The sequence below is a fragment of the Candidatus Diapherotrites archaeon genome (assembly GCA_040755695.1).
Lineage (GTDB): Archaea > Iainarchaeota > Iainarchaeia > Iainarchaeales > 1-14-0-10-31-34 > JBFMAK01.
Map to the genome: position 1 here is coordinate 1 of JBFMAK010000004.1, position 17,689 is coordinate 17,689.

Genomic DNA, 17,689 nt, shown 5'->3' on the forward strand with positions numbered 1-17,689 from the left:
GACAAAAGAAAGTTCGGTCAAATAAGACAAAAGATAAATGTGAGGAGAATAACAGCAGCACTCACAAGAGCAATACTACACAACTTCTCAATGAAACACCTTTACAGCTGATTTTTGTCCCAAAGCCCCTGCATTCAATAAGAAATAAATACTGCCTTGAACTAATTCTTTTAAAGTGGTTTAATATATGGCAAAAAAACCCGCAACTGAACTAAGACATGTAGGCATTGGAAGGCTGCCTAGAACAAAAGCTGTTCCAAGCAGGGGAATGGCTGAATTGGGAATGGAATATTGGAAGACTCCTCTCACAGTAAAGATAAGGCGTTGGCCTAAGACACTTGAACCAGAAAAATTCGAGAAAAGAAAGTCTGAAACTTTAGGAATCAAAAGAGCAGTAACTAGAGAAATGCATATTCAAGGAAAAATAGAAAAAGAATTAATGAGAAACAGGCAAATAATCAAGAAACTGTTGTTAGATCGAAGAATAACTTCCCCTAAATTATACAGCAACAAAGAAATTCGAATAAAGGCCGCAAATGTCTTGGAAAAACAAATAAAAAGCATTGGAAAAATTGACGATAAATATAATAAAAAAATGGCTGAGGCAAGAGACTCAATAAAAAAAGCAATTGAAGCATTAAACAAAAACATGGTTGGAACAGCAAGAGACTACATTAAAAAAGCAGTAATTGGTTTAAAGGAGAGAAATATCAACTTAATTGATATGACGAGAATAGAGAGAGAAAGGGAGTTCCTGCTAAGAGCAAAAGACTTAGAGAATGCAAGAAATGCAAACAGCCAAGCATTAAATCTCATAAAATATAATGTCATAAATCAACTGCAAGAAAAAACTGTAATCCCAGAATCTCTGAGGAAAGAATACACAAAAAAAATCAGAGAAGCCATCACAAAAATAAGACCTCAATTAAGAAAGGAATGGATTGAAGAAATGAGCAGGATAGGAGAAAAAGAGTTCAGAGAAGAACAATTGCTTAGGCATGAAAAAGCAACAAGAATTTACAGGCATAGAACAAGAGGATTCTACTACCCTGAATACATCCAAATAAGAAAAAACATGTGGTACATACTTCAAGCAGTAAACAGGGGAGACATTAAAGCAGTTTTCAAATACTATGCTGAAGTACAGAAAAGATTGAATGCAATAAACGAAGAAATTAAAAATAGATTAGCATTGCCTAAAAATGCATGAAAAGAAATGATTTGAATGCCGTCGTTGATTCAAAGGGGAATTGCAAGAGAGGCTGGAGGCAAGCTTAAAATAACTGATTCTGCACTCAAAGAAAGATTCTGGCGCATTGCAAGGCTTCAGAGCAAAAGAAGAGCAAAAGAAAAAGCAAAGCATATTTCTTGGGGCAAGCAACTCCTCTTTCCATTGCTTGACATTGCCCTCAATAGAATCAACTCAGGAAAAAAATTTGACGCAAAAGAAATGTTCATTGAATACAGAAGCAAAGGCGGCAGAGCAGGAATACACCAATTCATTCATGCAATCGATTTATTCAAAAACGCCAAAACAAAAGAAGAATTGTTTCATTTAATGGAAAGGCACAGGACTTTCAGTGATGCAGCCAAAGACTATTGGGAAAGACTTCCAAAAGAATTAAAGATGTCAAGGTCAGGGCAGTTAGCGCAGGCGAGAATTGAATGGTGGGAGAACCTCTCCTTAGAAGAAAAAGAGGGATTAAAGAGAAAAATACTGGAAAGGCAAAACCTTTCATTTAATAGAATTGCCCTAGAAACAAGAGAAAAGATAAGGAAAGCAGTTGAGTTAGACAATAAAATCAAATTCATTGAAAACGCAAATTTTGCAGGAAAATTAAAGCATTATCCTGGCATTCCAGAATTAATGCGTTCAAGCTGGGAGGCAGCATATGCCAAAATGCTGATGAAGGCAGGAAGAACCTATATTTACGAGCCAATAGGCTTTCCGATGATTGACCCACGCAATGGAGCTATAATTGCGTATCACCCGGATTTCATTGAATTCAAGCCATTAAAAGAAAAGGGTTTTAGTGCAAGATTCACTGAAGTAAAAGGCTTCCTGACAGATTACGGACTAAAAAAAATTGAATTATTCAAAAAGTATTATGTTGATAATGACCTGAGTGGCTTGAATGAAGAGCAAAAAAGAAGGATGAGGCATTATATTAAAAGTCAAAGAAACCTTTTGTTTTCATATTACAGGATTCCAGTAAACCAGAAAATAAATTTTTCTGTTGTGGGAGAAAAGGCGTGGAACCCAAAAACAATGGAATTCAATAACAGGAAAGGATTAATTGAAAGAATAATAAATAGGTTTCCCGAGCTAAAAAAAGAAGTTTCCTTGATTCCCTCAAACACGCAGCTGGAAAAAGAGTCAAAGAAGGCCTCGAACGGGAAAATTAAGCTGAAAAAAGTTGAAGAATCAAAGGGAAGAACAAGGATTGGCAGAAAACAAACAAGAATATTCCAAGCGGGTGTAGCAAATCTCGTAGATAAATGCACCAATTCACTTATAACTATGTTGAATTCAGTGCGCTGGACAAAAAAAATAGAACCCCGTCAAATTGAATTGTGGGTGATGGCCCTAATAAAATTTTATGATTTGATGAGCAAGAAAGAAAAAAGATTCTATTTAAATCGTTTAAGAGAAGAAGCAGCAATAGCTGATACGCCGGCAGTTGTTTTGACTGGGTTAAGCCTTACAAAAGGGTTATGTAATCTATTTGAACAAGAAATAAGACACAGAGAAGAACCTTACATAAAAGAGGTAACAAAGCAATTAGAAATAATAAAAAATAATTGCGATAAAATTAACTCTGATATTAAAAACACTGTTAGCAACGAAACCTATGTAATCCAATATAGGATTGCACAAGGCATATCAAAGATGTATGAAGAAAGCTTAAAAGAAAAAGAAGAGGAAATAAAATGATTTCTTTTTCTGTCATAATTCCTGCATTCAATGCAGAGAAAACAATTGCAAGAACATTGGATTCTGTTCTGGCGCAGAAGGGAAAGGATTTTGAGGTTATTGTAGTAGATGATGCAAGCACTGATGGAACCAGAAGGATTCTTGAGGGATACAAAAAGAAAATTAAGATAGTTCGCAATGAAAGGAATAAGGGCAGGAGCTATACAAGGAATTCGGGGGCAAGAAAAGCAAGAGGGAAAACAATAGTATTCCTTGATAGCGATGTTACTGCGGAAAAGGGATGGCTCAAGAAACTGGTTGAGCCTTTTGAAGAAGAAAAAGAATTATTTGCAGTGAGCGGAGAGGTTTGCGGAACAAGTGACGGAAGCATTTCATCTGATTTCTTCTGCTTTGCGATTGGGGCATCAAAATTTCAAGGATATAATGTGGCGTTCGACAGGAAGAAGTTTCTTGAAATGAAAGGCTTTAATGAGAAACTAAGAAATTTCGAGGACCCTGAATTAACATGGAGGGCATTCAATAAAGGCCTTAAATTAAAGAAGGTTGAAGCAAAAGCATTCCATCAAGCGTATCATTTCACTGAAAGAATAAAATCAAACTTCTATTACGTTTTCTATGATGCAGCAGTAATAAAAAAATACTTTTATTCAGTAATTGAAAATTTAAGCAGTTTTGTTTTTAATGCGCCAAACAATCTGAGGCAGACAGTGGGCTTTTATGTGCTCTTCATTGCCTCACTGCTTCTTGCAGTTCTTTCGCTAATTGCCACGGAAAACATTTTTTCCCTGCTATTTTTTTTCCTGCCAAGCCTTTTCGGCGAGGTAAGAATTATTTCCTTGAGAAAAAGAGTTCAATACAAGAACAATTTTGCTTTGATTATGTTTTACGCTTTCTTTGCGTTGCTGGCTTTCTCTTTGGTGAAAGGCTTTGTTTTCCTTTACGCTTTGATTTACTCGCCTAAAATTTGAACTATTACTTCCCTGTTCCTTGGCCTGACATCCAATTCAATGAATGTAATCTGCTGCCAGGTGCCAGTTGCAAGCCTTCCTTCATTAAATGGAATGACAAGGTCTGTTTTAAGGAGGGAGGAGCGAACATGACTATGACCATTGCCGTCCTCCCAGGCAAGCTGATGTTCATAATGCCCTTTTTTTGGAATAATTCTTTCAAGAAAGCTCGGGAAGTCTTTGAGGAGGCCAGATTCAAATTCTATTGTGGTTAAGGCGCAGGTGCTTCCCACAGCAAAGAGGCAGGCAATGCCTTTTTTTAATTTTGAATTAGAGAGAATTTTTTCCAGTTGGTCTGAAATATTGGTTAATTCCAATTCCTTTTTTGTGTGGAGCTTAATTGAATCAGAATAAACCTTCATTTATTTCACTTTAATTAATCTTCCAAAAGCATTACTGGAATGCCGTCTTCAATTTTGTATTCGCGCTTGCATTTGACGCACTTGAGCTTGTTTTGTGCCTTCAAGTATTTTAGGTCTGACTTGCATGCAGGGCAGGCTAATACTTCCAATAATTCCTTGCTTAATTCTTTGTGTTTTTCTTTTTTTGCTTTCTTCATTTCCTTGCCTCCAGAACTTCCCTGTACAATGATTCAATTTTCCCTGCAATTATTTGTGCATCGAATTCCTTTAATGCCTTATGCCTTGCATTCCTGCCTAATTCTCTTGCTTTGCCTTCATCTTTGAGGAGCGCCTTAATTTTCTGCTTTAATTGTCTTGCATTCCCTTTCCTGAATATTAGCCCGTTTTTTTCATTGTCTATCTGGTCTCTTATGCCGAAGGCGTCTGAGGCGATTACAGCGCAACCTGAAGCCATTGCCTCTAATATTACTACAGGCATTACCTCGAAATAGGACGGAAGGACAAAAATTGAGGCAGAAGAGAAAAGTGCGGGAAGTTCCTTGTGCGGCACAAAGCCAAGGAATTTTGCTTTGATTTTGTTTCTTGAAGCCAATTGCTCTAAGGCCTTTCTTTCAGGGCCTTCGCCTGCAATTATTAATTCATAATCTTTTTCTGCTTTCAATGCGTTCAATAGGAGGTCAAGGCCTTTTTCTTTTGCCAGCCTTCCAGCAAAGAGAATCCTGTTTGGAATCTTTTTTTTTGGGGCAAAAATTTTTGTGTTCACAAAGTTTGGAATGAATTCAACTTTCTCTTTCTCCCGGACTTTGGATTGGATTATTTTTTTTATTTCAGAGCTCAATGCAATTATCCTGTCTGCTTTATCATAGACTTTTTTCTGGGCTGAATCAAATAAGTGCGTGAAGAAAGTCCTATGAAAATCCATACCTGGCAGGTTGTACCAATTATGCTCTGTGTACACTAAAGGCCTTAAGCCGAGGAAAGGCACTGCTGTGAGGGCGTAATGGCAGTGAATTATTTGGCCTTTTACAAGGGATTTTTTTGTGTGGCAGTTCAGCATTGAAGTTAAAGTATGAAGCCTTTCATTTCTGATCCAGTTGAATCCTATGTTCACTGAATTTGAAATTGAGCTGTGAGATGCAAATAATTGGCTTTCATGGCCTCTTCTTTTGAGTGCTTTGATTAATTCGAATTCTAATACTTCAATGCCTCCTCCTTTTGGGGGAAAGCAGTCAATTACTGTTCCTGTACTCACAAAAGTGATTTTCATTTCAGTCACTTGACTCTTTTCTCGTATAATTCTTTTAGTATCCTCACAATCATTGAGCTTACAATCAATTGGACTGCAATTGAGATGAAGAGCAGGCCTGTTATTGGGACAATCCAATGGAATCCAGGCCTTGTGAAGAAAATTATTGAGAGGCCTGCAATGAATAGAATTAATCCAATTACGATGTAGCGTGTGAGGAGGAATCTATCGTAAGCCCACTTGTAGGCTATTGCTGTGTGCAGTTGGTCATATAATAATTTCACTATGAAGTTTGCGAGAAAGCCGAAGAATATAAGGTTGACTCCAATCAAAAGGAATGCTATAATGAAAATAATTCTCCTTAAACCGAATTCAATGAATGGCACAGAATTGAAAATCAAGGGATGAAATAATGAGAGGCCTATTGCAATGAAAATTATTCCGAGGCCACCGAACAACCTGAAAGGATTGTATAATTTGGTTATATCAAGGATTGAAAGAAAGAATTTGAGGCCGTGGCCCACACTGCTTAGTTTAGAGGAGCCAATCCTGCCCTTGTAAGGAATTGCCTGAAATAAAATATTCCAGCCTTCATGGATTGCCTTTGTGGTCATTGCAGGCGTGAACTCCAAGCCGCCTGGAAGCGAAACAAGTTTTGGAATCAATTTTCTTTTGAAGACCCGCATTCCAGAAGCAGTGTCTTGTACTTGCCCTCCACCCAAAAGCTTCAGCATTAATACAAAGAGTTTGTTTCCGTAAAGCCTCTGCTTAGGCATTTTAGTGCCTTTCCCGAGCCTTGAGCCTATCACCATGTCTGCATTCTTTTTCTGCATTACCTGGACTAATTCATGCAGTCTGTTTATTGGATATGTTGCATCTGCATCATAAAATGCAATTATGTCTCCCTTGCTATGAGAGAAGCCTGTCTTGAGTGCAGAGCCGTAACCGGAATTTTTTTTGTGGGAAATAATTTTTACGCCTTTGCCCCTGAATTTCTTTGCTTTTTCTGCTGTTGAATCAGTGCTTCCATCATCAACCACAATAACTTCTGCTTCTCTTAATGGAAGAATTGCTTTTATTTTTTTTGTTTCAGTCAGGGTTTCTTTCAGGGTTTTCTCTATTGCTTTCTCTTCATTAAAGGCAGGGATTACGACAGACAATTTCATTTATTATTTTACCCCCAAAATAATTTTTCAGCGATTCATTTTAATATTAAATCAGCGTAATATTTAAAGAATTGTTTAAAAGTGTTAAAAATTGCAGAAGCCAATAATTGAATTAAAAAATGTGGTAAAGGAATTCCACAGCAGGATAAGGCCTCATTCTTCCATGGATGTTTTGTTTCCAAAATACAGGACAAACATTGCAGTAAACAACATTGGTCTGGACGTGTTTGAAGGAGAAATCTTTGGATTGCTTGGGCCTAACGGCGCAGGAAAAACCACCCTGATTAAATTAATTACAGGCATACTTTCTCCAACAGATGGAAGTATTTTAATTGAGGGAAGTTCGGTAGACAGCAAAAAGAGGGACATGGGCTTAATGCTGGGCTATGAAATGATTTATTACAGGATTACAGGCTATGACAACCTCAAGTATTTCGGGAGATTGTATGGAGTGCAAAAGCTTGAGGACAGGATTGTTGAATTAAACAATCTGTTTGGATTAAAAGAATCACTCTTTGATTACGTTGAAAACTATTCTATTGGGATGAAGTCAAAGCTTGCGCTTGCAAGGGCTTTGATCCATAACCCTAAAATTCTTTTTTTGGATGAGCCTACCTTAGGCTTGGATCCTAATATTTCACAGAAAATAAGAGAGGAAATAAAGAACATGAAAAAAACTGTGATTCTTACAACGCATTACCTAGATGAAGCCCAGGAGCTCTGCGACAGGATTGCTTTAATGAGTGAAGGAAAAATTATTGCCTTGGAGAGAAAAGAAAATTTCGGCAAGATAATTGAATTGTTCTCTTCTTTGGGGGAAAAATAATGAAAAAGTTTGTTCTTGAAGTTTTTGCCATAATGGTAAAGGAATTAAGGCTTGCGATAAGATTTAAGTTGGGCTATTTCCTATCCAACCTCGTGAATCCTGTGATTGGAATGATTCCGGTTTTCCTTATATATTATGGGTTCCTTCATTACAGTGGAGCTCAAAACTTTGCCGACATAGGTTTAAATAATTACATAAACTTTCTTGTTTTTGGAATACTCGCACATGCTTTTTTTGCTGTAGGGGTAACAACTTTTTCTGCTAGGTTCAAGGAAGAAAAATACTGGAAGACTATTGAAGCAATATTTGTTGCCCCGATAAATTATGTTTCCATAATTATTGGAGCCGGCTTGAGCGAACTGCTAAGACTCACCCCCACAATGTTTCTCTTTTTGGGCATAGCAAGCATTTTTATTTCTCCAACACTAATTACTTTTGTTCTTGTTATAATAATTCTTCTTTTAATGTTTCTCTTATGCTTGAGCGTTGGCTTGATTAATGGAAGCATTGGCTTAAGCAATGAAAATTACGATCCCTTGTTCAACTATTTCTTTGCTGGCTGGTCTTTGATAAGCTGTTTCATTTATCCTATAGGCATTGTACCAAAAGAGTTCCAGTTCATTATTTTGGTTAATCCAGTGTATCATGCAGTCAATTTCATTAGGGTGGCATGGATCAACAATGTTCTCTTATGGGATTCATTGATTTACTTGATTGGTTTTGCATTGATAATGCCAATAATAGCTGTTACTGTATTCAAGTTTGCCTGGAAGAGGCTTGGAGTGCACGGTTATTGAATTAAACCTTAAATACTGGTCATTGGAATAAATTAATCAGCATGAAGATATGCATTGTTTCCCTTTTTTATGAGAGAGATTACGGCCAAGGCCTGTGCGTAAAAGAAACTGCAGAAAATCTGGCTGAATTAGGCCATGAAGTTCTTGTACTGCACGGGCAGAGAAAGGCTTCAAAGCCTAATAACAAGAATATCAGGCTGCATTACATTAAGCACTCAGAGGCACCTGGCTTGAACATGGTTTCCTTTGCGTTCAATTTAAGGAAAAAAGTATATGAATTGAACAGGAAAGAAAAATTTGATTTGTTTTACCCTCAATCCTATGAGTTCGGCTTGGTTGAATTCAAGGAACTTAAAGCTCCTGTTGTGTACCACGCGCGGGGGACAGTGAAAGGTAACATTGTACACAGGCCCAAAACAAATGCTTTGAATGAATTGTTGCGCTCCATATCAATGCCTTTTTTTGTCGGCATGGACAGGAAATGCTACAGGAATTCTTCATTTATAATTGCTGATTCAAGGAAAGTGAAAAAAGAAATTGCAGGCTATTACGGTGTAAAGCCTGAAAAGATTTTTGTTGTGCCTGACGGGATTGACCTCAAAGAATTCAATCCAAAAATTAGTGGAAATAAAATCAGGGGGGAGTACGGCTTGAAAAGCAGCAGGGTAATGCTTTTTGCAGGCCGCATGGTGCCCCAGAAAGGCCTGCAGTATTTAATCCAAGCAATGCCCTCAATAGTTAAAAGAATTCCAAACGCAAAACTGTTGGTTGCAGGGGCAAATACTGCTGAACCTTACTGTGAAAAAATAAAAAAATTGGTTGAAGAGAGAGAATTAAAAGAAAAAGTTGTTTTTGCAGGCTTTGTTGAACACAAAAAAATGCCTGAATTCATTGCTGCAGCCGACGTGGTTGCTGTGCCTTCAACCTATGAGCCATTCGGGATAATTAACCTTGAGGCAATGGCCATGGGAAAGCCTTTGATCACAACAAGCGCTGTAGGCTCAATTGATGTAGTTAAAGGCTACGCTGAGATAATCAAGCCGAATTCAGTCAAGACAATTTCAAGGGCTGCAGTAAAAATTCTTTCAAGGAAAATTTTTAAGGCAAAGAAAAAAAACTTGAAAGAATATGAGTGGAGAAATTCAACAAAAAAAATCTACAAAATTATAAGGGAAGAATTATTTGCCAAGCAAATACTTTAATTTCAAATAAATTGCAGCAATTACTGCTTCATGAATGCCTTTGTGCTTTTTAAGGAAAACGTAATTGCTTTTAATAGTGTTTTCTTTAATGTATTCAAAGCCTTTTTTGTTTATGGCTCCGCCTTGAAAGTGAATTATTGAAGCGCTTGGAACATATAGGGTAAGAAGGCCTTTCTTCTTCGCCCTATAACAATAATCAACCTCTTCATTGTAGGTCTCAAAGCCTTCATCAAACAGGCCAATTTCTTTTATTGTCTTTCTTTTTATTAAAAAGCATGCCGCGCAAACCCAGTCAACAGCAAAAGGCTCATTTTTTTCCTTTAACCTGAAACCAAAAATATTCCTTTTAATAAAAGTTGAGAAGAAAGGGAAATAACCGAAAGTGAATTGCACTGAATTGTCTTTGTTCAAAAGCCTGCAGCCTGCAATTCCTGCCTTGCTGTTGCATTTCAGTGCAGAAATCATTCCATTAATTGAATGAGGCAGAAGCAAAGCATCAGAATTGAGAAACAAAACAAAACTGCCTTTGCTTTCTTTTATGCCCTTGTTCAAGGACTTTGAGAAACCCAAATTTTTTTCATTAGTTATTAATTTAACCTCCCTGAATTTTTTTTTAATCATTTCAACGCTGTTATCTCTTGAGGCATCATCAACCACAATTACTTCGTGAGAGCACGAGGGGGCATTCTTTTTTATTGAATTAAGGCATTTCTCCAGGTAACCTTTTGTATTGTAATTTGGGATTATTATTGAAAGCTCCATAATAGGAATTCTTGTGCTGGATTACTTTAAAAGACTAATCAAAACAAATTTTTATATGGAATTAGAGGAAGTAAATTGCCCGCTGTGCGATTCTAAATACTACAAAAAAATTTTTTCAGCAAAAGACATAAACAGCGGAATAAAAGGAAGATTCAGTTATGTTAAATGCAGCAACTGCGACCTTGTTTTCATGAATCCAAGACCAAAGAAAAAATTCATTCCCTTGCTTTACCCAAAAGATTATTATGCCTACAGCGAAAAACCCTCAAACTTGAAGCGTTCATTCAATTCTTTCGTTTACAGAAAAAAGCAAGAAGCTTTAAGGCTGTTTTCACAAGAAGGATTTTCATTAAGAAAAATAATCAATTATCCATTCTATGCCCTGCTCAAAGAATTTGACCATACCTTTATTGCATTAAAACAGAAAGGCAGTATACTGGACGTAGGTTGCGGTACAGGAACCTATTTGCTTGGCTGGCGAGAGCAGGGCTGGAATGTTACAGGAATTGAATTAAACAAAAGTGCAGCAGAATACGCCAGAAAAAAATAATTCTTCATAAGGTGGTTTTTGATGAATAAAGCCTTAACCTTTAATCCAATAATTGTCTTTCTTACCATAAAATAAAAATTTTTTGATTTATCTGCCAAGGTAATTGAGCCAACCTTCTCTGCGCTTGTAATTGAATCAACCAATCTGAATTCCCTGAATTTTTTTGAGCCCAAAATAATTTCATTAATTACTTTTCTTGGACCTCCAAACATTAAGGTGTCATGGAATGCTATCGTGCCTCCTTCAATCAAATGCTTGGACCAACTTAAAAAATCCTTTTTTGCGAATTCATATTTATGGCTGCCGTCAACGAAAAGAAGCTCTATTGGTTTATTCCAGCCTTTTACTGCTTCCATTGACTCTTTAACAATAGGTATTACAATTCCATTCAATTTTGCCTTCTGAATGTTTTTATTGAATTCACTTAAAGTATTCACTTTGCCGTAAACGTCTAGATCTGCGCCTGCATTGTGCGGGTCTATAGCATAAACCTTTGTTTTAGTGCCCTGATTTGACCCAAAACCAAGCCACACTGTAGATTTGCCCTTCCATGACCCTATCTCCACTATTACGCCTTTCCCAGTGCAGACCTTTGCTTTATTGTAAAGGAATTCACCTTCTATGTCGCTCAGCCAGCCGTCAATTTTTCTTGCAAGTAGTTTGACTGAATTAATATTATTATTTATTTTCCCTTCCTTTGGTTTCTTCATTATAAACTTTTATCATATTATTTGAAACAACATTCCAATTAAGTAATCTATTAAATTTATTTTTTGAATTTTTTTTAAGTTTTTGTAACTTTTTTCTGTGAGCAAACAATAAATTAATCTTTTCAGCTAATTCAATTGAATTGCCCGCCTTAAACAGAATTCCATCTGTTTTATCTTCAATTAAATCCTTGAAGCCCCCTATCCTTGAAGCAAGAATTGGAATGCTTGCACTCATGGCTTCTGTTACAATGGTGCTGCAGGGTTCAGGCCAGAGAGAAGGCAGCACAATTAAATCGCTTGCAGGAATGAATTTTCTTCTCACTTCCTTATTGGGAACCTTATAATGAAAATACACTTTATTTAAAATCTTTTCTTTATTAACGTAATGCTTTATTTTTTTCAAATAATCTATATCATAAAAATTGTAAATTAAATGAAGTTCAACATCATTGTTTTTGTCTAGAATATGTTTCGCTGCCTTCAGTAAAACCATTGCTCCCTTTTCCTCTAATAATGATCCTATGAATGTAATTATCTTATTTTTTTCATTCCACTTCAAAGCCTTCCTTGCAGCCATTTTGCTTAAGTCTTTTGCTTTAGAACTCACGTTTGGAATTACTTTAATGCGAGCTTTTTTGTTCAATTTAATTGAATTTTTTACATCAGAGCTTACAGCAATCAAGGCGTCACATTGCTCGGCCAAATTTCTCAATATGTATTGCTTTAATTTGATTTTTGTGGTCCCTTGGTTGAGGCATCTTGAGCAGCGTTTTGCATTGGAATAATCTTTTTTTGTGCATACTCTGCCTTCAAAGTATCTTCTCCCCTTAATGCAGTTAATCCAATTGCCGTGGATTGTTGTAATTGCTGGTATTCCATAAAAGAATTTTGCTGGAATGCATGCAGCTAGAGTGAACGGACAGTGGGCATGCAGTAAATCATAGTTTTCTTTTTCCATTAACTGGAAAAGCTTTTTTGTTAAAGGCCAAATCATCATGCTTCCTTTCAGTGCAAGGTCACTGTTATCTTTTAGTCCTGCTTTTACTCGGAAAATATTTATTCCATTAATTTCTTGTTTTTCCCTGAATTTTTTTAAGCCGACTTCTGTAGTCAGAACATCTGCATGTATCCCTTTTGCTTTTAATTCCTTGGCTAAATTGAATACGTGCTGTTCAATGCCTCCAATAGCAGGAGGAAAAACAGGTGTTACTAATAATATCTTCATCTTTTTTCAATCTTCCCAGAGCAAAGCCTGCAGATTTCAAGGTTGAATAAGCCTTTCCTTATGCCTCCCCTAATTTTTTGTAATTTTTACTTTTCCAAATGTCCATTAATTTATTTTTTTTCAGGTCACCTAAAACATGCTTGCAGAAATAATCGTTGCAGCAGAGGATGATCTCGCCCTTCCAGTTTATTACAATTGAAGTTGAGGGAAAAGAACAGAAATTAAATTTTTTGGAATCTAATTTCAGCAAGCCGCCTCTGTTGAATGTGAATGTATCTTTGTCGCCAAATACCCTTACAGTAATCCTTTTCTTTTCTTTTTCATTTAGAGAATTCATTAATCTTTTCAAGCCACTGCCTAATTCCTTGCCGTGTTGAGTGACAAAAAAATTGTCTGCACCTGACTTAATGAGCTCATCAAACAATTTTCTGTCCAATAAGTCTCCATTAGTGTAAATGCAAATAAAGGCTTCAGGCAATTTCTCTCTTGCATAATTTATGAGCAATGGAAGCCTTTCATCAAGTAATGGCTCATTATAAAAGTGGGGTGAAAGCCTTCCATTGAATTTTATTCGGCTTAATTCACCTATTATTTTCTTGTAGAGCCTTAATTCCATTGAATGTCTTCCTCTCCTGTAGAGGCTGTTTGGACAGTAAAGGCATTTCCTGTTGCATTCTGTGTTTGTCTCTATTTCCACTGCATCAAACATGTCCAATGTCCTGTATTTGAGTAACCTGTTGGCTCCAAGCAATACTTTTGCTTTTAATTTATTGAAATCAATAAGCAAATTCATTTTAATTCCCTGTAAACTTTCAAGTAATTTTTTGCTGTCTTACCCCAAGAAAACCTCCTTGCTGTTTTCAGGGCATTTCCACCCAACCTTTTTCTTTCACCGGCATTATCACGTAAGTACACTATTTTTTCCTTTAATTCATTCTCATTGAATGGATTGAATAGTAAGCCGTTTTTTCCGTCCTGGATTAATTCAGGAATTCCAGATACATTTGCTGCAATTACTGCCTTACCGCAGGCCATTGCCTCCAATACAACCAAAGGAAAGGGTTCATAGGTTGAAGGACAAACAAGGAAAGAGCATTCCTTGAATTGCCTTGCTAGTTTTTTTCCTTGAAGCCATCCAAGCAACTTAATTTTTTCTTGCAAATCGCTTTTTTTAGTGAATTCAATTATCTTTTGTTTTAGTTCGCCGTCTCCAATTATATGCAATCTTGCTTGTGCTCCTTTGATTGCTTTCAGTAAGTTAAATGTGCCTTTTCTTTGGCTTAGCCTTCCAACAAACAAAATGTAGCCTTCGTCTTTGCTTGAATAATTAAATAAGTCTTTGTTGAATCCGTTGTAAATTACTTCTGGCTTTTTTGATAAAAAATAATCTTTCTCAATTTCAATTGCAGTAGATTTACTTATGGCAATTATTCTTTTTGCCCTTTGATAAGAATACAATTCCAAGAAATAGGAATTAATCAAACGTTTTATTGATGAAAAATAAAAATTTTTTTCTTTTAACAATGTCTTTAATTCGCTTAAGGCACTGCCATTAGAGGTAATCAGCAATTTGTTTTTTGGCAAGAAAAAAGAGATTCCAGCAGAACACGAATGAATTACATCAAATTCTTTTCTTTCGATTTCTTTTGGAATTCTTTTAATAAATTCCAAAAACCCCACAGAACTTGAAGGGGAATTATTTAATTTAATTCTTTTTACTTCAAATTTTTCTTCTTTAATTTTTTTGCCTAAATCCATTGTAAAAACTGTCACATGGTGCTTTTCTGATAATTCTTTTGCTAGATTGTAGGCAAGCATTGTGCCACCCCCAGAAGAAAATGGCGGGAAACGGTCATTTACAATACATAAATTCATTTTCTCGCCTTCAAGACAAGATTTAAGGAAAGCGTTGGAAAGATTTTTGCAAGAATTTTTTCAAGAAAGTAGAGTGGAGCCACTTCAATTTTATCTGAAAGCCTTAATAAGTCTGCCTTTCTCTCTTCAACCTTAAATCCTTTCTGCTTTAACTGCTTTTCAAGTAATTCCATTGTGTATGCTCTTATGTGCCCCCCGCCTTTAGTGTAATCCAAATTCAATGGCTTTTTTCCCATCAGCAAAAGTATTCTGTTCGGCAGTGAAGCAGTGTTTGGAGTTGAGATTACAAGGAAGCCTTTTGGCTTAAGTATTCTGTGCAATTCATTCAAGAAATTTTCTGTGTCAAAAATATGTTCTATTACATCTCCAACTATTACTCCATCAAAGAAATTGTTTGGATAAGGAAACCTGCCTTCAAAGTCAAATTTTTTGCATTTAATGCCTTTTCTTTCGGCTTTCCTTATTGAATCTGAAATATCGCAGCCGTAGGCATTCCAGCCCTCTTTTTTGAATTCTAATGTAAAGCTTCCATCTAAGCAGCCTACATCGAGTATTCTGCCCTTCTTTTCTGTCTTCACTAAATCAAAAACCACTTTAAGCCTTTCATTTGAAAGCATGTCAGGGCTTAAATTTTCATATCTTTTGCCCTGAAATTCTTGTGCTTTAATAATATTCACCCGTTTTTTGAGCTCACTTCATTAAAAAATTCAATATATTTTTTTGATATGGCCTTCCAGTCGTAAAACCTTTCTATTTTCTTTTTTGCATTAATGCCCATTGCTTTTGCTTTTTCAGGGCTTTCAAGCATAAAAATTATTGCATCAACCAATTTTTCAATGTTGCCCGAAGGAATTTTAATTCCAACTTTTTCGTCTACAGCCTCTTTAATGCCGCCCACATTTGAAACAATCACAGGCTTAGAGCACGCCATTGCCTCAAGCACTGAAATAGGCATTGGGTCAAAAAGTGAAGACAAAACATACATACTGCACGAATGAAGTAGTGCTTTTTTCTCTGTGCCTTTCTTCCATCCAAGAACTTTTACTCTTTCAGTTAAATTTAATTTATGAATCTCTTTTTCAACTGCCTTTCTCATTGGACCATTGCCTGCAATCAAGAAGAAAGCCTTGTGCCTTTGAAGAACTTTTCCTGCAGCCCTTACAAAATCAAGGGGAGCTTTCTGAAGTTCAAGCCTTGCCATGAACAATACAATTGGCCCGGGAAATACCTTTTTTATTTTTTTTATTTCTTTTCGCGTATTTTTATCCAAGGAAAATTGCTTTGAATTCACTCCGTTTGGAATTGCCTTTGCCAGTGCCCTTGTTTTACCATTAAATTCTTTTTTTGATTCGTTGTTCACAAACACAATTCCATCTGCCTTTTTAAGGGAATTCAACTGAAAGAGGTAATCGATTTTAACGCCAATTTTAGTGTACTCAGGCAAGGGAATAAAACCATATTTTATTTTAAACATGCCAAACCACGGCGTGAACTGAATCCTTTTTTTTAAGTCATCTTGCAACATGACAATTTTAGGTATCTTTAAGTCGCCCAAAAAACAAATGGATTCAGGGAATGAACCAAAAATAAGGTCTATATTCATCTTTTCAATTATTTGCCTTGCTTTGGCGCTGAATAAAATTTTATTGAATGCCCCTGAAGGATAATCTGTCACGTGCGCCGGAGTGCACTTGATTGCTTTCAAATTTCCAAAAGAGCCATTCTCATTCAGTACAATTATCTCGTGACCTTGCCTTTTCATTTCATTGACTAACTCAAAATAGCAGGGCGAAACAATCTCATTCAATGATTCTCTAATCAAATAAGCTATTTTCGTTGAAAATCACCTCAAAACAATTCCCTTAATAAATCTGTTTAATTTAAGCGAATTTTTCTTTAAATCAAAATCTTTTTCAGCGATCTCACAAGCTTTATTTGAAAGTTTCCTTCTGAAATTTTCTGAAAGCAGTGAATTGATTTTTTGAGCATTTTCTTCACTGTCTTCACTTAAAACAATTCCAGCACGTCCTGCCTGTTTGATTGGTCCTGACATTTCAGGAACAATTACTGGCAGCCCGGAAGCCATGTATTCAGAGATCTTTACCATAAAGCTTGCGTCGCCCAAAGGCAGATTAAATTTTTTGAGGTAGACACCAGCCTTGCAGTAGCTCATTAAAGGTATTACCTCTCCATCAGGGATTTTTCCAATGAATTTTACTCTTTCAGCAACCTTCTTTTTTTCTGCAATCAAAAGCAATTTTGGTGTTGGGTTTGAATTTATAATCAAATTAACTTCCTTGGAGGTCAATGCAAGAACATCAAAAAACCTTTCAAGTTCTTTTCCGTCTGCAGTTGAACTAAAATAAAGCAGACAGAATTCAGGCAAATAATATTTTTGTTTTATGAAATTATTTCTTTTAATTTTCCTAAATTTTTGTGTATCAACGCTTGGGGGAAATGCAAGGAATTCATTGCTAACATTATATTTTTCTTGCAATATCCTGTCCTGGGCTTTGCTTAAGGTGACTATCCCATCGCATTTGTTCAGTTCATTTAAATGGGCTTCCTTTGTGGAACCAGCAAAAAAGGCAGGGAAAGAATTCCTTTCAGTTATGCCTTCAATCCTGTAAAAAAGCTTTATGCCTTTCTCTTTTGCCTTCATTCTAATATGCTTTAGGTGTGCTGATTCCTTTAATGTGAAGGGCTGAGGAAGCCTGTACCAAAAGTTGTCTCCAGTGCAAATGAGGTTGCAGACAAATAATGCATCAAAATTTTTCTGATTTATTATTGCATCAACATTTTTTTTGACCAGGTGATTGGCTACAGGAATTGTTTTAATTTGAGTGAAATATTTAAAAGACCCCGGAGAGTGCATTTTTATTCCTTTTAATTTGCCGTGCGCAATGCACTCAATTTGATTGCCTGCTTCTTTTAATCCGTAAATAAATCTCTTGCAGTAGACGGAGTCGCCTTGAAGTAGACTGAAGTTCACTCTCTCGAGAAGAAACAATAAATTCATTCAACCA

19 protein-coding genes are annotated in these 17,689 nt (G+C 36.2%); 7 read left to right on the top strand and 12 right to left on the bottom strand.

Annotation, left to right across the window (positions count from 1 at the left end):
* The first annotated feature begins 187 nt into the window (after positions 1 to 187).
* Genes AB1467_06075 through AB1467_06085 form a run of 3 tightly spaced genes read left to right on the top strand, consistent with a single transcriptional unit; the run spans position 188 to position 3,903 of the window.
* On the top strand, positions 188 to 1,210 hold the full coding sequence (locus AB1467_06075; GenBank protein MEW6295825.1) for a hypothetical protein: 1,023 nt from the start codon (positions 188 to 190) through the stop codon (positions 1,208 to 1,210).
* Positions 1,211 to 1,225: 15 nt separating this feature from the next.
* The gene (locus AB1467_06080; protein MEW6295826.1) at positions 1,226 to 2,935 is read left to right on the top strand and encodes a hypothetical protein; all 1,710 of its coding nucleotides are present in this window, start codon (positions 1,226 to 1,228) and stop codon (positions 2,933 to 2,935) included.
* On the top strand, positions 2,932 to 3,903 hold the full coding sequence (locus AB1467_06085; GenBank protein ID MEW6295827.1) for a glycosyltransferase family 2 protein: 972 nt from the start codon (positions 2,932 to 2,934) through the stop codon (positions 3,901 to 3,903). Before AB1467_06080 ends, AB1467_06085 begins: the two co-directional genes overlap by 4 nt.
* On the opposite strand, the gene AB1467_06090 is transcribed toward AB1467_06085, so the two are convergent.
* From AB1467_06090 to AB1467_06105, 4 genes are read right to left on the bottom strand one after another with little or no spacing between them, the layout of a single operon-like run.
* Positions 3,885 to 4,304, bottom strand: a complete 420-nt coding sequence (locus AB1467_06090; GenBank protein MEW6295828.1) for a secondary thiamine-phosphate synthase enzyme YjbQ — start codon at positions 4,302 to 4,304, stop codon at positions 3,885 to 3,887. The genes AB1467_06085 and AB1467_06090 overlap by 19 nt on opposite strands.
* A 14-nt stretch (positions 4,305 to 4,318) precedes the next feature.
* Entirely contained in the window at positions 4,319 to 4,501 is a 183-nt protein-coding gene (locus AB1467_06095) for a Trm112 family protein (protein MEW6295829.1), read from the bottom strand.
* On the bottom strand, positions 4,498 to 5,571 hold the full coding sequence (locus AB1467_06100; GenBank protein MEW6295830.1) for a glycosyltransferase family 4 protein: 1,074 nt from the start codon (positions 5,569 to 5,571) through the stop codon (positions 4,498 to 4,500). Before AB1467_06100 ends, AB1467_06095 begins: the two co-directional genes overlap by 4 nt.
* Before the next feature lie 5 nt (positions 5,572 to 5,576).
* The gene (locus tag AB1467_06105) at positions 5,577 to 6,716 is read right to left on the bottom strand and encodes a DPM/DPG synthase family glycosyltransferase (GenBank protein ID MEW6295831.1); all 1,140 of its coding nucleotides are present in this window, start codon (positions 6,714 to 6,716) and stop codon (positions 5,577 to 5,579) included.
* Between the two features lie 91 nt (positions 6,717 to 6,807).
* Between AB1467_06105 and AB1467_06110 the strand changes: the two genes are divergently transcribed.
* Genes AB1467_06110 through AB1467_06120 form a run of 3 tightly spaced genes read left to right on the top strand, consistent with a single transcriptional unit; the run spans position 6,808 to position 9,541 of the window.
* Positions 6,808 to 7,542: an ABC transporter ATP-binding protein gene (locus AB1467_06110; GenBank protein MEW6295832.1), complete on the top strand. Its 735-nt coding sequence runs from the start codon at positions 6,808 to 6,810 to the stop codon at positions 7,540 to 7,542.
* The gene (locus tag AB1467_06115; GenBank protein ID MEW6295833.1) at positions 7,542 to 8,339 is read left to right on the top strand and encodes an ABC transporter permease; all 798 of its coding nucleotides are present in this window, start codon (positions 7,542 to 7,544) and stop codon (positions 8,337 to 8,339) included. Before AB1467_06110 ends, AB1467_06115 begins: the two co-directional genes overlap by 1 nt.
* A 41-nt stretch (positions 8,340 to 8,380) precedes the next feature.
* Positions 8,381 to 9,541: a glycosyltransferase family 4 protein gene (locus AB1467_06120; protein MEW6295834.1), complete on the top strand. Its 1,161-nt coding sequence runs from the start codon at positions 8,381 to 8,383 to the stop codon at positions 9,539 to 9,541.
* Here the strand turns inward: AB1467_06120 and AB1467_06125 are convergent.
* Complete coding sequence (locus AB1467_06125) at positions 9,518 to 10,303, bottom strand: glycosyltransferase family 2 protein (protein ID MEW6295835.1); 786 nt, start codon at positions 10,301 to 10,303, stop codon at positions 9,518 to 9,520. The two genes, AB1467_06120 and AB1467_06125, sit on opposite strands and share 24 nt — an antisense overlap.
* 55 nt (positions 10,304 to 10,358) lie before the next feature.
* Between AB1467_06125 and AB1467_06130 the strand changes: the two genes are divergently transcribed.
* On the top strand, positions 10,359 to 10,853 hold the full coding sequence (locus tag AB1467_06130; GenBank protein MEW6295836.1) for a methyltransferase domain-containing protein: 495 nt from the start codon (positions 10,359 to 10,361) through the stop codon (positions 10,851 to 10,853).
* On the opposite strand, the gene AB1467_06135 is transcribed toward AB1467_06130, so the two are convergent.
* Genes AB1467_06135 through AB1467_06165 form a run of 7 tightly spaced genes read right to left on the bottom strand, consistent with a single transcriptional unit; the run spans position 10,766 to position 17,682 of the window.
* Positions 10,766 to 11,563, bottom strand: coding sequence for a class I SAM-dependent methyltransferase (locus AB1467_06135; protein MEW6295837.1), 798 nt, complete (start codon positions 11,561 to 11,563; stop codon positions 10,766 to 10,768). The two genes, AB1467_06130 and AB1467_06135, sit on opposite strands and share 88 nt — an antisense overlap.
* Positions 11,532 to 12,788 carry a glycosyltransferase family 4 protein gene (locus AB1467_06140; GenBank protein MEW6295838.1) on the bottom strand — a complete coding sequence of 419 codons (1,257 nt, stop codon included), beginning with the start codon at positions 12,786 to 12,788 and terminating at the stop codon, positions 11,532 to 11,534. The genes AB1467_06135 and AB1467_06140 overlap by 32 nt, the downstream gene beginning before the upstream one ends.
* Before the next feature lie 58 nt (positions 12,789 to 12,846).
* On the bottom strand, positions 12,847 to 13,581 hold the full coding sequence (locus tag AB1467_06145) for an SPASM domain-containing protein (GenBank protein MEW6295839.1): 735 nt from the start codon (positions 13,579 to 13,581) through the stop codon (positions 12,847 to 12,849).
* Positions 13,578 to 14,663: a glycosyltransferase family 4 protein gene (locus AB1467_06150; GenBank protein ID MEW6295840.1), complete on the bottom strand. Its 1,086-nt coding sequence runs from the start codon at positions 14,661 to 14,663 to the stop codon at positions 13,578 to 13,580. The genes AB1467_06145 and AB1467_06150 overlap by 4 nt, the downstream gene beginning before the upstream one ends.
* Entirely contained in the window at positions 14,660 to 15,340 is a 681-nt protein-coding gene (locus AB1467_06155; protein ID MEW6295841.1) for a class I SAM-dependent methyltransferase, read from the bottom strand. Before AB1467_06155 ends, AB1467_06150 begins: the two co-directional genes overlap by 4 nt.
* Positions 15,337 to 16,470, bottom strand: coding sequence for a glycosyltransferase family 4 protein (locus AB1467_06160; GenBank protein MEW6295842.1), 1,134 nt, complete (start codon positions 16,468 to 16,470; stop codon positions 15,337 to 15,339). Before AB1467_06160 ends, AB1467_06155 begins: the two co-directional genes overlap by 4 nt.
* 36 nt (positions 16,471 to 16,506) lie before the next feature.
* Positions 16,507 to 17,682 carry a glycosyltransferase gene (locus AB1467_06165; protein MEW6295843.1) on the bottom strand — a complete coding sequence of 392 codons (1,176 nt, stop codon included), beginning with the start codon at positions 17,680 to 17,682 and terminating at the stop codon, positions 16,507 to 16,509.
* Positions 17,683 to 17,689 lie beyond the last annotated feature (7 nt).